The organism is Pedobacter suwonensis (genome assembly GCF_007833675.1).
Taxonomy (GTDB): domain Bacteria; phylum Bacteroidota; class Bacteroidia; order Sphingobacteriales; family Sphingobacteriaceae; genus Pedobacter; species Pedobacter suwonensis.
Window position 1 is genome coordinate 2,451,583 of the sequence record NZ_CP031708.1, and the last position, 14,300, is coordinate 2,465,882.

At 39.1% G+C, this 14,300-nt stretch carries 12 protein-coding genes; 6 read left to right on the top strand and 6 right to left on the bottom strand.

Translation table 11 applies throughout. From position 1 onward, the window contains the following. Positions 1–43: 43 nt before the first annotated feature. The 3 genes from DV942_RS09885 to cysS all read right to left on the bottom strand — a co-directional run bounded on the left by DV942_RS09885 (position 44) and on the right by cysS (position 3,684). The gene (locus DV942_RS09885; protein ID WP_145857190.1) at positions 44–931 is read right to left on the bottom strand and encodes a glycerophosphodiester phosphodiesterase family protein; all 888 of its coding nucleotides are present in this window, start codon (positions 929–931) and stop codon (positions 44–46) included. A gap of 247 nt (positions 932–1,178) precedes the next feature. Continuing rightward, positions 1,179–2,036, bottom strand: coding sequence for a nuclear transport factor 2 family protein (locus tag DV942_RS09890; protein WP_145857192.1), 858 nt, complete (start codon positions 2,034–2,036; stop codon positions 1,179–1,181). Between the two features lie 187 nt (positions 2,037–2,223). Then, the gene (gene cysS, locus DV942_RS09895; RefSeq protein WP_145857194.1) at positions 2,224–3,684 is read right to left on the bottom strand and encodes a cysteine--tRNA ligase; all 1,461 of its coding nucleotides are present in this window, start codon (positions 3,682–3,684) and stop codon (positions 2,224–2,226) included. A gap of 387 nt (positions 3,685–4,071) precedes the next feature. On the opposite strand from cysS, the gene lipA reads away from it, so the two are divergent. The 3 genes from lipA to DV942_RS09910 all read left to right on the top strand — a co-directional run bounded on the left by lipA (position 4,072) and on the right by DV942_RS09910 (position 6,488). After that, positions 4,072–4,965, top strand: a complete 894-nt coding sequence (lipA, locus tag DV942_RS09900) for a lipoyl synthase (protein WP_090988144.1) — start codon at positions 4,072–4,074, stop codon at positions 4,963–4,965. Between the two features lie 111 nt (positions 4,966–5,076). Then, positions 5,077–5,628 carry an RNA polymerase sigma factor gene (locus DV942_RS09905; protein WP_134204195.1) on the top strand — a complete coding sequence of 184 codons (552 nt, stop codon included), beginning with the start codon at positions 5,077–5,079 and terminating at the stop codon, positions 5,626–5,628. A gap of 2 nt (positions 5,629–5,630) precedes the next feature. Then, on the top strand, positions 5,631–6,488 hold the full coding sequence (locus DV942_RS09910; RefSeq protein ID WP_145857196.1) for an anti-sigma factor: 858 nt from the start codon (positions 5,631–5,633) through the stop codon (positions 6,486–6,488). Between the two features lie 186 nt (positions 6,489–6,674). Here the strand turns inward: DV942_RS09910 and DV942_RS09915 are convergent, their stop codons facing one another. Continuing rightward, a complete protein-coding gene (locus DV942_RS09915; RefSeq protein ID WP_134204197.1) occupies positions 6,675–7,376 on the bottom strand; it encodes an AIM24 family protein in 702 nt (233 codons plus the stop codon). Between the two features lie 150 nt (positions 7,377–7,526). Here DV942_RS09915 and DV942_RS09920 point away from each other — a divergent pair, with 150 nt between their 5' ends. After that, on the top strand, positions 7,527–8,861 hold the full coding sequence (locus DV942_RS09920; RefSeq protein ID WP_222431112.1) for an IS5 family transposase: 1,335 nt from the start codon (positions 7,527–7,529) through the stop codon (positions 8,859–8,861). 104 nt (positions 8,862–8,965) lie between these two features. On the opposite strand, the gene DV942_RS09925 is transcribed toward DV942_RS09920, so the two are convergent. Further along, positions 8,966–10,462 (bottom strand): NAD(P)H-hydrate dehydratase, encoded by a 1,497-nt coding sequence (locus DV942_RS09925; RefSeq protein ID WP_244950872.1) that lies wholly within the window; start codon positions 10,460–10,462, stop codon positions 8,966–8,968. 165 nt (positions 10,463–10,627) lie between these two features. Here DV942_RS09925 and yiaA point away from each other — a divergent pair, with 165 nt between their 5' ends. Then, positions 10,628–11,038, top strand: coding sequence for an inner membrane protein YiaA (yiaA, locus tag DV942_RS09930; protein WP_090988150.1), 411 nt, complete (start codon positions 10,628–10,630; stop codon positions 11,036–11,038). Positions 11,039–11,114: 76 nt separating this feature from the next. Here yiaA and DV942_RS09935 read toward each other — a convergent pair whose 3' ends face one another. Beyond that, entirely contained in the window at positions 11,115–13,211 is a 2,097-nt protein-coding gene (locus DV942_RS09935) for a M48 family metalloprotease (RefSeq protein WP_145857197.1), read from the bottom strand. 210 nt (positions 13,212–13,421) lie between these two features. Here DV942_RS09935 and DV942_RS09940 point away from each other — a divergent pair, with 210 nt between their 5' ends. After that, positions 13,422–14,141, top strand: coding sequence for a gamma-glutamyl-gamma-aminobutyrate hydrolase family protein (locus DV942_RS09940; RefSeq protein WP_145857199.1), 720 nt, complete (start codon positions 13,422–13,424; stop codon positions 14,139–14,141). Positions 14,142–14,300 lie beyond the last annotated feature (159 nt).

Sequence of the window (14,300 nt, forward strand, 5' to 3'; positions counted from 1 at the left end):
TCTTAATATGTAGAAACGTTATGCCTAACTTTACCGACAGAAGCTATTTATCTAATTGCCCCATAATGTTTGGAAAATCGGTAATAATGCCATCAACGCCTAAACTTTTGAAGTATGTTACCTCCTTTACTGTATTTACGGTCCAGGGGATAATTTTAATGCCCATTTCATGGCAGCGATCTACCAAACCCTTACCAACCAAAACTGAATAAGGGCTATAGATAGTTGGTTTAAAACCCAATTTTTCGATATAATCTTCAAAAGGCTCTTTTTCATCAATCAATAAAGAGGTTTGTATTTTTGGATATTTCTCATGCAAATACTGTAGTGTACGCATATCAAAGGATTCTATAATCACCCTTTTAGCAATTTTTTTCGAATGAATGACTTCCATAATCAGTTCTACAAATTCTGCAGGTTCTGGGTGAAATTCGTTGTCGCCATTTTTAATCGTTTTTGTTTCAATGCTGTAAACAGGTTTGGCAAGTTTATGTTCTTTAACATAAGCCTCAACCGCATCTATAGTTTCAGAGAGTAAAGGCTTATAAGCTTTAAACTTCATCTGTCCGGGAAAACGGCTGTGAACTTTGCTGCCTACATCAAACTTTTTGATCTCCTCATAATTCATTTTATAGATGTTATAATTCTTTTGATCTTTTAAAGTAATCGGTTTACCATTGGGCTGCAAAGAAATTTCGTTATTAAAGTAGGGTTCTTGCGAAAGCAACACTTGTTTATCTTTTGAAATTACGGCATCCATTTCCAGGGTGGTAACGCCTAAATCTATGGCTTTTAACATTCCTTCAACGGTATTCTCCGGCATAATACCGCGCGCACCGGCTTTGCCCTGTACATCGAATTTCTTCTTTTGAGCAGAAACGTTAAAACAAAATAAAAGTAGAAAAGAGAAGATAAGTAAATTTTTATACATAATTTTTAAACGTAAAACAGATAATTTTATTGGCGATATTTTTCTTTCTTAGCGCAGATGCAGTACTGTTTTTAACGTTTTTTCCTGCTTTCCGCTATATCTTTCCGCTGCGTTACAAGGATGCCGCTTCATACGAGTTATCGGATCTGGGCTAAGCCCGAACGTTTCAGCAAACCATAGTAAATCCCTAAATAAAAAAAGGGCCTCTTTTTATCGATAGCCCCTCTTTAATTCACATTTTTGTTGTTTATCTTTCTGCTGGCACGAAAGCCTGAACAATTAAATTCCAGCTCGCATCTGCTGCCTTTTCATAAACGAAAACGTAGTTAAAACTTTCCCGTAAATCGGCCTTGTAATCGATAGTGGCAACACCATAGGTATAAGCCAGATCACTTCCTATTGCTTTATCTACTCCAGTTGTTTTCAGGTTAATTTTGCTGATCATACTGTTATAAAAAGCAATAATTTTTCCCTTTCCGTCAATAGCCTCGTTCCCAGGAAAAAGCAAACGTGCATCGTTGGTTAAAAAGCCACCAAAAGCAGCAATACCATGTGTTTTTAATAAGGTATTTAATGTTTTTTCAGTGGTTAAGATAATTTCTCTCCCCGCCTTAATTTCTCTTTCATTCAAAAACTTTGGTGCAACGTGGTCTTTGGGTTCTATAAATGATGGCGTAACTTTCGCCAAAGGTTTATTGCTTTCCGTTCCTAAATCAATGGCTAATTTCCATCTGCCGTTTTCCGACTTCCAGATGGATAAGTATTGGCCATATTTTTTTTCTGAAGTACCAACTTCATATGCTCCGGTGGTAAAACCCAAGTCGCCACTGCGCGATACTTTTGCCAGATTTGGTGTCCATGTTACATCATTCTCTGCATTTGCCTTTGCTGCATAAAAAGTTTTGGCATTAACCGGATTTGGCCTAAACACCAACGTACCGGTGGTTGAGTAGTCTATAAAAGCTTCTTTATCTCCATTTTTGGCAATTGACTTAGCAAAATCCTTTTCAGCATTTATTAAAGATTTGGTTGTTCCGTCGCTTTTTTGAGCAAAAGCACCTAAAGCTAAAAGCGAAGCGATTGCAGTTGAAAATAAGTTTTTCATTTATCAGTTAGTATAATATGTTTGGCGAATATAAAATTTTCTTTAATGCAAGGCCTTAAAAGTAATTAACAATTACACATAAAGGCCTGTTTTAGGCTGTAATTCATCCTCACCACGTTTTACTTCAAAGCCAAACCGCCTGGCTGTAGAAATCAGCTCCGATTCTCCTGCTCAATACCCAAACTGCCTAAGCTTTACTCCAGGTAGTTCCCTCTTTGCCATCTTTAAGCTGAATGCCCAATTCCTGTAAACCAATACGGATCCGGTCAGAAGTGGCGTAATCTTTATTCGCTTTAGCCTCAGTTCTGAGGTTGATAACCATATCTAAAACGCCATTTAAGTCGTTGCTTCCGGCGTCCTCATCTTTTAAGCCTAAAATATCAAATACGAAATCATTGATAAGCTGCTTTAACTTTTCCAGTTCTTCTGCCGAGATTTTTCCCTTACCATCATAAACGGTATTGATAATCCTGACCGCCTCAAATAATTCAGCAACCAAAATCGGACTGTTAAAATCATCATTCATCGCATTAATGCATTTTTCTTTCAATGCATCGATATCAAAATCGTTTTGTTCGGAAACCGATAATTTATCCAACAAACCAATTGCCGACATTAAACGACGGAAACCTTTTTCTGAAGCATCCAATGCATCATTAGAGAAATCCAAAGTGCTGCGGTAATGCGCCTGCAACATAAAAAACTTTACCGTCATCGGGCTGTACCCTTTTTTTAGCAAAGGGTGATCTCCCGTAAACAACTCCAAAGGGAGAAAACCGTTACCAGCCGATTTGGACATGCGCGTACCATTTACCGTAAGCATATTGGTGTGCATCCAGTAGCGTGCAGGTTGTTTATGGCTGCAAGCTTCAGATTGTGCAATTTCATTGGTATGGTGAGTTGCTGCCAAATCCATTCCGCCACCATGAATATCAAACTCAGCCCCTAAATATTTGGCACTCATAGCCGAACATTCAATATGCCAGCCCGGAAAACCCATGCCCCACGGCGATTGCCACTGCATTAAGGTTTCAGGCTTTGCTTTGATCCACAAGGCAAAGTCTAACCTTCCGCGTTTCTCATCCTGTCCTCCCAGTTCGCGGGTATTGTTCAGCATATCTTCAAGGTTGCGGTTGGTTAAAATGGTATAATTATATTCCTTGCTATATTTTTCTACATCAAAATATACATTCCCATCCACCTCATAACCATAACCGTTGGCCATAATCACTTTAATCATTTCGATCTGCTCAATAATGTGTCCGGTAGCAGTGGGTTCAATACTTGGTGGCTGCGTATTGAACATGCGTAATACATCATGGAAACCCAAAGTATATTTCTGTACAATTTCCATCGGCTCAAGCTGTTCCAGTTTCGCACGTTTTGCAAACTTATCATCACCTTCATCCCTATCGCCCTCCAAATGGCCTGCATCGGTAATATTACGTACGTAACGCACCTTATAGCCAGAATACTTCAGGTACCTGAAAATTAAATCAAAAGAGATAAATGTACGACAATTCCCCAGGTGCACATCGCTGTAAACAGTAGGACCGCAAACATACATCCCAACATTGGGTGCATTTAAGGGTTGAAAAAGTTCCTTTTTGCGCGAAAGCGTATTGTAAAGCTGTAAGCCAGTATTCATATTGCAAATGTAAGATTTAGTTAGAAAGTTAAAACCTTTAAAATTGTATTGTTGAGCATATGATTTTCAGTTAACCTCCGGGGGCATATCATCCCTTATTTTTTTGGGACGGATTTTAAAACGGTTTTATTTTTGGAAAAGGTGCTGTACTGCTCATCGGCAGCAGTAGTCCCTCTTTCCGCTATAGTCCCGATGGAAAAATCGGGAGCTGCCGCTTCAATAGGGTTTAGCTGGCAGGTTTTAGCACTTTAGGCAGCTAAACTAATTTACTTATATCTGGATACCATTTAATGATGAACCACAATTGGCCATATACCCCAACTATTATTACAACCCTCAAACATTTCGGCGTTGCAACAATTCAATCCTATTCATTAACTTTGTACCATGATTGATTTACCAGTAGTACCTGCTGTGACTGAAGTAAAGCGTAAACCAGATTGGTTACGTGTAAAATTACCTGTTGGTAAAGAATATGCGCAAGTTCGCAGTTTAGTAGACACACATAAGCTCCATACCATCTGCGAAAGTGGCAATTGCCCGAATATGGGCGAATGCTGGGGTGCAGGTACGGCAACATTCATGATTTTAGGGAACATTTGTACCCGCAGCTGTTCTTTTTGTGCGGTAGCTACCGGCCGCCCTTTGGCTGTTGACGTTGACGAGCCCAACCGCATTGCCGATTCGGTAAAATTAATGGGAGTTAAACACTGTGTAATTACTTCAGTAGATCGTGATGACTTAAAAGATGGGGGCTCAATCATCTGGGCTGAAACCTTACAAGCCATCCGCAGGGAAAGCCCGGTGACCACTTTAGAAACTTTGATACCCGATTTTAAGGGACAATGGGATAATTTATATCGTGTTTTAGAAGAACGTCCGGAAGTGGTTTCACACAATATGGAAACGGTTAAGCGTTTAACCAGACAAGTGCGTATACAGGCAAAATATGATAGAAGCTTAGAAGCACTCAAAAGAATTTCGGAATTTGGTTTAAGAACAAAAACAGGTATTATGCTTGGTTTAGGCGAAACTGAAGAAGATATTTTCGAAGCGATGGACGATTTAGTGGCCAATGGCGTGCACATCCTCACCTTGGGCCAATATTTACAACCAACCCGCAATCACCATCCGGTGGTTGACTGGATCCATCCGGATACCTTTGCTATGTATAAAGAAGCTGGCTTGGCGAAAGGCTTAAAATATGTAGAAAGTGGTCCGCTGGTTCGTTCATCTTACCATGCAGAAAAACACCTTTTCCCGATTGAAGGGATAGTATAGTTCACTTACTCAGGTAAATGCAAAAAGTTTTATAATCGTATTCCTTGCAGGAATGTGTTTATAAAACTTTTTTTTGCTTTTGGTGTTGTGTATTGTATCTTAGTAACCATAGTGACTGCATTTAAAAAACTAACCCTAACTGAGCCAGAACTTGTGCTAGCACTGCAATCGAAAGATCCAGCGGTACTAAAAACATTATACAGTATGTATTCGTCAGCACTTTATGGCGTTATTTCACGCATTATTACCCATACCGAGCTTGCTGAAGATGTGCTACAGGAAACCTTTGTAAAAATCTGGCAATCTGCCGCACACTATGATCATACCAAAGGGCGTTTATTTACGTGGATGATGAATATTGCGCGCAATTTATCTATCGATAAATTACGTTCTAAAGATTTTAAGAATTCACTCAAAAACCAAGACATAGAAAATAACGTAAGTTTCGTTGATGAGCAAAACAAGGTTACTTTTAATCCCGATGTTCTTGGTGTTAAGCAACTTGTAAATAACCTTAAACCGGATTTGCAAGCAGTTCTTGATTTAGTTTATTACAAGGGTTTCACTCATGTGGAAGCCGCAGAAAAGTTAGATCTGCCATTAGGTACGGTGAAAACCCGGATCAGATTGGCTATTATTGAATTGAGAAGGAGTTTTAATTGAGCGTGGAAAATTTAAAAGCATATATCGAATCTGGAGTACTTGAACTGTATGTTTTGGGTGATTTATCACCTGAAGAAACATTGCGGGTGGAGGAAATGGCATCCCAATACCCTGGGGTAAGGGATGAAATAGCCGCTATTGAGCTAGCTATGGAAAAGTATGCTATGCAAAACGCCGTACAACCTTCTGCAGATATACAAACCAGATTATTTGAACAATTGGGATTGAATGAGGCTGAAGCAAACGTAAATATTCAACCTGAACCAACTTATACAGACGAAGCAAAAATTATACGTTTGGATGGAAGTGATGGTAAAGTGAAAGTTTTGCGTTATGCATTAGTAGCTTGTATCGCTCTATTGGTGGTGAGTACAGCGGCATTATTTATTACATACAACAAATTAGCTGCCGCACATGACCAGATTGCCAGCTTAAACCTCGATAAACAGAAATTTGCAGGAATAGTAAGCAAGCTTGAGTTTGAAAACCAGGGCTTGGGCAATATGGCTGCAATGGCCGATAGCAAAGAATGGGCAACCATCCGTATGGCAGGACAGGCTTTTAGTCCAACTTCTAAAATGAAGCTGTACTGGAATAAAAAAGATAAAAGTGTATTGATTAATTATGTAGCAATGGATCTGCCAAAAACTGATGCCCAACACGAATATCAGCTATGGGCCCTGGTAAATGGCAAACCGGTAAGTTTAGGCCTCTTCGGAAAAACAGATTCTACGCATAATGAAGCGCTGGTAAAAATGCAGGCTATCCAGGAAGCACAGGCTTTTGCCGTAACCTTAGAGCCTATGGGCGGAAGCGTTAATCCAACAATGGACAAGCTAACCGTTATGGGTGGTGTTTAATTAGAAATTATTTAGCTATAATATTAAACCCCAGCATTTTATCAATGCTGGGGTTTTTTGTTTAACGATCGTCACCCTGAATTTATTTCAGGGTCTTAATTGCAATAAAGATGCTGAAATAAATTCAGCATGACGACCTACACATTTTACTGACTACTGGTTAGCATGCCCACTAACCAAACAATGCTATGACTTTGCTGCGTACTTCACTTCTTCGTAAGGCTGTACCAATACCCATCCTTCACCAAAAAATTCCAACTGAAAAGATTCGCCACTTCCCCGGCCTATAAAAGAGCCAAAAGTTAAATTGGTTTTAATGTTAGGCGTTAAGTTTTCTGACCAGGCTACTGTAGCATTTGGGTCAGTATACACAGGCTGATTACCGGTGACCCTTAATAAAATCGGTTCGCCGTGTGTAGTAATGGCAATATAACCACTTCCTGATAATTTGACCTGAAATAAACCGCCGCTCATCATCCCTGCAATGCTTTTTAACATTTTTATTTCATTTTTTATATTCTCTTCCAATGCTAAAACATCATTACCATTTACAAAAACAGCTTCGTTTTGAAGTTTGATGATTTTAACCTTTTTACCTTCATCCGCCAGATATAATTTGCCTGTTCCCGTTGCATGCATGAGTGAAGTACCTTCGCCAGAGATCGCTTTTTTTAATAAGCCGCCCAATCCTTTACTCAATAGCCCTTCTCTTTTAAAATCGATATTTCCAATGTAAGCGACCATAGAACCGGCTTTTGCAAGGATTTTTTGATTTTTCAGGTTTACCTCCAACATGGCTGGTTTCTCTAACTCAAAAAAATCGTTTTCATTTGGGTTCTCTGCCGATTCCTGAATGAGTTCATTCAAAGTGTATTCTCTTTGTGCCATAAAAATTTGTTTTCCGTTTTTAAGATATCTGTTAATTAGTCGCCCCTTAAAAACAATTTAAATATTTGATTGTCAATAATTTGTTGATAAATTTCAGTATTATAAATTGCGGGTTTTGGTTATATTTATATCAAAAGCTTGCAGATATTTATGCTTAAACAACCAAAAAACACAACACAACTAAGTTTTTTACAGCCGGGTTTAAAGGAACAATTGTCGAACAAACATCCCTTGTACATTTTAGCGGAGTATGTTAACTGGCAATTGTTCGAGGACAGTTTTAAGAAGCATTACAAGGAGAATTTTGGCCGCCCGGCCAAGCCGATCCGCCTGATGGTAGCGCTGTTGATGCTCAAGCACATCCGCAACCTGAGCGACGAAAGTGTTGTAGAACAGTGGGCAGAGAATGCTTATTACCAATATTTCAGCGGAGAGCGGGTATTTGCGGCAAAAGCCCCTTGTGAGGCATCAGAGCTTGTTCACTTTCGTAACCGTATCGGTGCCGAAGGTGTGGAACTGATCTTCAGGGAAAGTATCCGTATCAATGGAAAAGGTGGCAAGGAAGATAAGGCCAGCATAGACACTACTGTACAGGAGAAGAACATTACTTATCCTACCGATAGCAAACTGCACCGGAAGATCATCAAAAAATGTATCGGGATAGCTGACAAAGCAGGACTCGTGCTTCGTCAGCGTTATACCCGCACTTTAAAGAAGCTGAGTGTTGAACAGCGTTTCCGCAACCATCCTAAGAACGGAGCCAAAGCGCGGAAAGCAGACAAAAAAGTAAAAACAATAGCGGGCAGACTGGTACGGGAACTACAAAGGGAATTACCGGCAGAAAACTACAAAACCGACCTGGAGCTGTTTGAGCGTGTACTCCTCCAAAAACGGCAGGACAAAAACAAGGTGTATAGCCTGCATGAGCCGGATGTAGTATGCATCAGCAAAGGCAAAGAGCATAAAAAATACGAGTTTGGCAGTAAAGTATCCATCACAGTCACCCAGAACAGCGGTGTGATCATCGGTGCAATCAATATCCAGGGGAATGACTACGACGGACATACACTGGATGCAGCTCTGGAACAACAGCAAAGGTTAACCGGTCATACGCTTAAAGAGGTCTTTGTAGACCGGGGTTACCGAGGGAGAAAAGAGGTGCTCGGAACTACTATCCATACCCCAAAAACTTTCAGCAGTAAACTAACGAACTACCGAAAGACCAAACTAAAGGCAGGCTTTACCAAAAGAGCGGCCATCGAACCTAAGATCGGGCATCTGAAAACAGACCATCGCTTAAGCCGCAATTTTTACAAAGGAATAAAAGGCGATAACATCAATGTAATGTTAGCTGCCGCCGCGATGAACTTCAAAAGGATGATGAATATCTGGAAAGATCATCTTTGGGCGCTTTTTTTAAGCTTTGTTCAGCTCGTAAAAACATTCATGAAACAACCAAAATATGATACAATCTTTGTTCAATGACTTTTTAAGGAACGACTAATTAAAATATTCGTGTAAAATCTAAATTGTGAACTGTAAGTATAGGGGGCTAATAAAGCTTTCTTTTTTAAAAAACTGTATCGAAGCTATTTGGAGATGAGGGTTTTAATCTCTTTTGATATTTTAGCAGCGAGCTGCGACGCGGCAACGACAAACTGCTCCTCTGCTAAATTGTCGCCTGCCCGACCATGAATATAGCAGGCCAGAATAGCAGCCTCTGGTGCCGAATATCCCTGCGTTTTAAAACCTGTAATCATTCCGGTAAGTACATCCCCCATTCCACCCTGTGCCATTGCCGGATTACCTGTAGGAATGATGAGTACCTTACCTGTTGGCAAACAGATAAAAGTATACTGGTTTTTAAGCACGATAACAATTCCTTGTTTTTTAGATCGTAATTGGGCCGTTTGCACCCTGTCCCACCAGTTATCGTGTTCGCCAAATAGCCGATCAAACTCTTTCACATGCGGGGTGATCACAGTATTCGCAACAAGTTTATCCATTAAATCGGGCCTTTTACCTAAAATATTCAGTGCATCTGCATCAATAATCAGCGGAAGGTTCGTGATAAGCAAACTTTCCAATAGTTTTTCATGATCAGCATCGGTACCTAAGCCTGGTCCAATCGCAATTGCCTGATATTTTTTGGGGTCTTCTATCCTCGTGTATTCATCTCTTGGTAGGGCCATTACCTCTGGCAAAGTAGTATTTAAGGCGGTTAATCCCCCTTGCGGAATGCAAGCAGTGGTTAATCCTGCCCCTGTATTTAAACAGGCCATAGCAGAAAGCAATGCCGCGCCCATGGTATGGCTATTACCCGCTATAATCAAAGCGTGGCCGTAGGTGCCTTTATGACTGAACAATTTCCGGGGCTGCAGGATCTTCTCTATATCAGAGACTTCCAATAAATAGAAATCTGCATCCTGCTTTTGGATAAAAGCTTCATTCAGATCAATATCAGCTACCTCATACTTTTCCGTCGCCATGGCCGATTCAGGAAAGAAAAAATTAATCTTGGGTCTTTGAAAGCAAATGGTTTTATAGGCTTTTATTCCATTATAATCTTTTGGCAGTTTACCCTCAGCAAAAAAACCCGTAGGTACATCAACCGCATATACTTTTCTGTTCAGCTTATTTATGGTCCTCGCCAGCGCTTCAAATTCTCCGCTTAAGGGTTTATTTAAGCCGGAACCTAAAATGGCATCAATAATGATATCGGCCTTCAGGTTTTTTAGATCTGCAGCCTGACTGATAATTGTTTTTTTACAGCGTGTTTCCTCCATCCGTTGCAGGTTGATCGCAAAATCCCCGCTTTGTTTTTCGCTGAAATCAACAATGTAAACTTTTAAATTCTCATATCCGTTAGCAAGAAGTAAATGTGCGATAGCCAGTCCGTCTCCCCCATTATTTCCCTTACCACAAAATATCGCTACGCTTTTACTGGCATCGAACTCCTCTCTCAAAAAGCACTGCACAAAAGCCCTTGCAGCTTTTTCCATCAAATCAATTGATGCAATGGGCTTGTTGGCTATGGTAAACTGATCAGCACTGCGCATTTGAGCAGAAGTAAGCAATGTTCGCATATGACTAAAATAAGAGTATACAGCTATAATGCAAAAGATGCGATTTTGTTTGGTTTTTTATATCTAAATACATCTGATTTAAAAACATTTTATATCAATTGCTTTTAATTTTATACCTTTTACCCATCTTTAGCTTTGTCTATCGAATTAAATTAAATCTCAAATATGAATCAAAAACCATCAAATGCATTTGTGGCGGCCTCCTGGATTGCCCTTGGCACCGGAATGATCGGCTTTATCGTGGGCCTGTGGCGTTCTGATATGCTTCTTAATGAAAAAGGATACTATTTTACCGTATTGATGTTTGGCCTTTTTGCGGTTATCTCTTTGCAAAAAGCTGTTCGCGATAAATTGGAAGGAATCCCTGTAACTGAGATCTATTATGGCATCAGTTGGTTTTCAACATTATTGACCATTACCCTACTGGTAATCGGTTTGTGGAATGCCACTTTGTTACCCAGTGAAAAAGGATTTTATGCTTTTGCATTTCTGCTTTCTCTTTTTGGTGCTATTGCCGTGCAGAAAAACACGAGGGACAACCAGATTGTGAATAAAAACAAAGATCAGGAAAGCTAAATCGCTACAGTGACCAAAAACTAAAGCAGGCTTTATGAAATTGCTTCATAAAGCCTGCTTTTTTGTTTAAAAAAGATTAATCAGCAATTAAACTAATGCTTTTACTTCGATGTACGTTTACCAATTCTACTTGAAAATCCAGTAATTTCTTTTTGGACTTAAAATTTGTAACATTAATAATCTTTACAAATAACTGGATCGATTCAAAAAGTTCGTCTACCTGGAGATTAAAATAGCTACCGCCTGCAAAATACTTATAATCTGATGATGTAAATTTTTCGATCAGTTTTTTATCTTCTTCGTTTATCTGCTCACTGTACAAGGGGTTTGCGAGTAATTTTAAAAGTTCTTCTTTAAATTTACTTTCTTCATTCTTGACCAAATGCATCTGTTGTTCAATCGTTTCAATAGCTGTACGCGTATGCATGAAAGAAGTCGCCTGCGCAATTTTATGATGACAATTATTCTGGTCTTCTAAAAGTGAGTGGATGGCTTGATAGGTGCCATAAAAATTTACAAATTCTTCCTTTCGGCCTTGCTCAGCGGAAAGAGATAGAAAATATTCAAAGATCTGTATATCTAATTTCTTCAGTTGATCTTCCAAATCCCTGGATTCATTTTCTAAGCGACTAATTAAATCCCGACAACCATCCTGTGTGAATCTTTTTCCATCGTAATCAAAGGTTTTAACGTCAAAAGTCTTATCCTCAATCTGCTTAAGCAGATTTAAATCTTCATTAATACCGTCATGGAGATATATCAAACTTAAATTTTCATCGCTAAAAAAATCCTCAACATCTAACGCAATGGTAAATGTTGTTTTTTCAAATGCATCAGCGCCGAGATCGTGAGGTGGATTTCTGAAATCAAAATAGCCATTATATAACTGATGAAATGCATTTTGTCGCTGATTTTCAAAAAAACCTTCTTCAAACTTACTTAAATCTGAAATTAGAGGAGTATCTCCATAATCTATTGCATCAAAAAGCTTTTTTGTAATCTCTTCAAGTACTTCATCTTTATTGACCAACAAATCTATTGCTATACCGGAACCATAACTTTTCAGCGGAAAATTCAGTTGCTTAAGATGTGTTACCCTATCTGCAGTACTTGGATGCGAAGACCATTGATCTTTCAGAACGAGTTTACTTTTATTGAATTTATTATAATGTTCTTCTGACACTATTGGAAGATTATGCACTGTCTTGATCTGCTGAAGACTGGCATAAAAATCCATCACAAATTTTTGCTGTGGAAAAATGTTATTGGTTTTTTCCTTATCCTTTATTTTATCGTTGTAATAGCTAAATACATTGTTAAGTGAATAGTCAGCAAGCTGTAAGCGGTGAAGAGCGGTAATCAAAGCATCGGAGCCGGCAATACTTGCCGCAACGGTGTCAGCATGAAATTCCATTTCCCTAGAAAGTGCCAAATGGTTCAAGTTAACAACATCATAGATTTTTTTTAATATAAACTGTATTCCACCGGTTATTTTACCGGCTAACACAACAAAAAATGCGAAGTAATTGCTCACATTTGCGATCTGTTGGGCAAAATGACTGTAGCCTTCGTTATCGTAAAGTGTATTGTAGATCACCTGGTTAACATTATATACATAACTACCGGTACGCATACTCTTTTGTGAAAAATGCCCAAATTCATGTGCAAGAATTGCCTTTAGCTCATCGATTGATATCGTATTCATAAGCCCCAGGCCAATGTGCAGATTTTTTCTTACCGGAAGAAACATGCTCCAAAAACTGGAATCGTAAAATACTGAGGCATTAACCTCTGACGAAAAGTAAACCTTTTTAGGAAAATCAGTACCTACGGCGATCACAATTTCGTCAATCATTTTGAAAAGTGCCGGTTGTTCTGCTTTGGTAACCTGTGTTAAGTGAGAGCGGTCAATTTTGTTAACCTTGAATATAAACTTCACCAAAAAAATTAAGATCAACACGCCAAAACAGATCAATCCACCGCCAAGCATAATCGTAATTACCATCGGCTTGGCTACGATGAGCATAAGTCCAGCGTACGCTGAAAGGATAGTTAAAACCACCGCGGCAGAAACCAATAGCAGGTAGGTTACTACAAATAATAAAATAGCCAGAATAGATTTACGAGCCATTTTCTTAAAATTTGCAGAGGGTTGGAGCGCATTTTTGTACATAAAGATATTGTTTGGTAATGCAAGATAAGAAAACTGGTAAATGCTCAAAAGCACTTTAAAAAAATTAACAAATATTGCTATAAGGTTAGTGAGGATAAGTGCTTCGAAATAATTGCCATCTTAAAACTAGTGTCAAAAGCCTTTTATTTATCACTTTAAGGGTAATTTTTGTAATCTTGTAATTCGTGAAATAGAACGAATATAATTGATATGGCTGATCAAATAATCATTGGCGTTACCGATTGCAGCAAATTCGACATCTATCGGGATTGGGTTTTATCCTATAGTGAAGATATAATAGTGATCCGGCTTGGATATAAACTCGATAATTTCGAAGAGATTAAAAAATGTAATGGCATTGTCTTAACTGGTGGTGAAGATGTGCATCCAAGATTTTACGATCAGCCTGAATATTATGCTTACTGTTATGATGATGATGTAGACGAAAAACGGGATGAATTCGAATTTAAGGTATTAACGTATACCGAAGCCAATTCTGTTCCGGTTTTAGGTATTTGCAGGGGCATGCAGGTCGGAAATGTATTTTTTGGCGGCACCCTGATTCCCGACATCCCAACTTGGGGCAAATTTGATCATTCGAAAATGCACGATAAATCAGACCGCTATCATGAGATTATTGTAAATCCCACTTCATGGCTAAGCCAGATGGTGAATACCGATAAGGGATTGGTAAACAGCAACCACCACCAAAGTACCGATAAAACAGGAAAAGGACTCGTGGTGAGTGCGCTATCTCCTGATGGGGTTACCGAAGCCATGGAAAGGATTGAACCTCACGGAAAATCTTTTTTGTTATTCGTACAATGGCACCCCGAGCGGTTGAAAGATCAGCAAAGCCCGTTTTGCAAAAACATACATGAGGCTTTTGTTCACGCCATTAAGACCAGGCTCCAAAATGAAAGCAAATAGATATGCCGATAAATAGCACTCTTGATATATGGGCGTTCTACCAAACATGAGGCGATATTCAGGAAAGAAATAACATGGAAAGCGACGGCATCAAGATAAAGAGAAAGCGCTGGAATGGCTGAGACGTTTTTTGTAAATAAAACAGCTTCATTTCCCGTA

Bases quoted from the DNA above. Each gene is read 5' to 3' on its own strand.
- DV942_RS09925 (WP_244950872.1), bottom strand. From the start codon at position 10,462: ATGCGAACATTGCTTACTTCTGCTCAAATGCGCAGTGCTGATCAGTTT.
- DV942_RS09940 (WP_145857199.1), top strand. From the start codon at position 13,422: ATGGCTGATCAAATAATCATTGGCGTTACCGATTGCAGCAAATTCGAC.
- cysS (WP_145857194.1), bottom strand. From the start codon at position 3,684: ATGAATACTGGCTTACAGCTTTACAATACGCTTTCGCGCAAAAAGGAA.
- DV942_RS09890 (WP_145857192.1), bottom strand. From the start codon at position 2,036: ATGAAAAACTTATTTTCAACTGCAATCGCTTCGCTTTTAGCTTTAGGT.
- DV942_RS09920 (WP_222431112.1), top strand. From the start codon at position 7,527: ATGCTTAAACAACCAAAAAACACAACACAACTAAGTTTTTTACAGCCG.
- yiaA (WP_090988150.1), top strand. From the start codon at position 10,628: ATGAATCAAAAACCATCAAATGCATTTGTGGCGGCCTCCTGGATTGCC.
- DV942_RS09935 (WP_145857197.1), bottom strand. From the start codon at position 13,211: ATGTACAAAAATGCGCTCCAACCCTCTGCAAATTTTAAGAAAATGGCT.
- DV942_RS09915 (WP_134204197.1), bottom strand. From the start codon at position 7,376: ATGGCACAAAGAGAATACACTTTGAATGAACTCATTCAGGAATCGGCA.
- lipA (WP_090988144.1), top strand. From the start codon at position 4,072: ATGATTGATTTACCAGTAGTACCTGCTGTGACTGAAGTAAAGCGTAAA.
- DV942_RS09885 (WP_145857190.1), bottom strand. From the start codon at position 931: ATGTATAAAAATTTACTTATCTTCTCTTTTCTACTTTTATTTTGTTTT.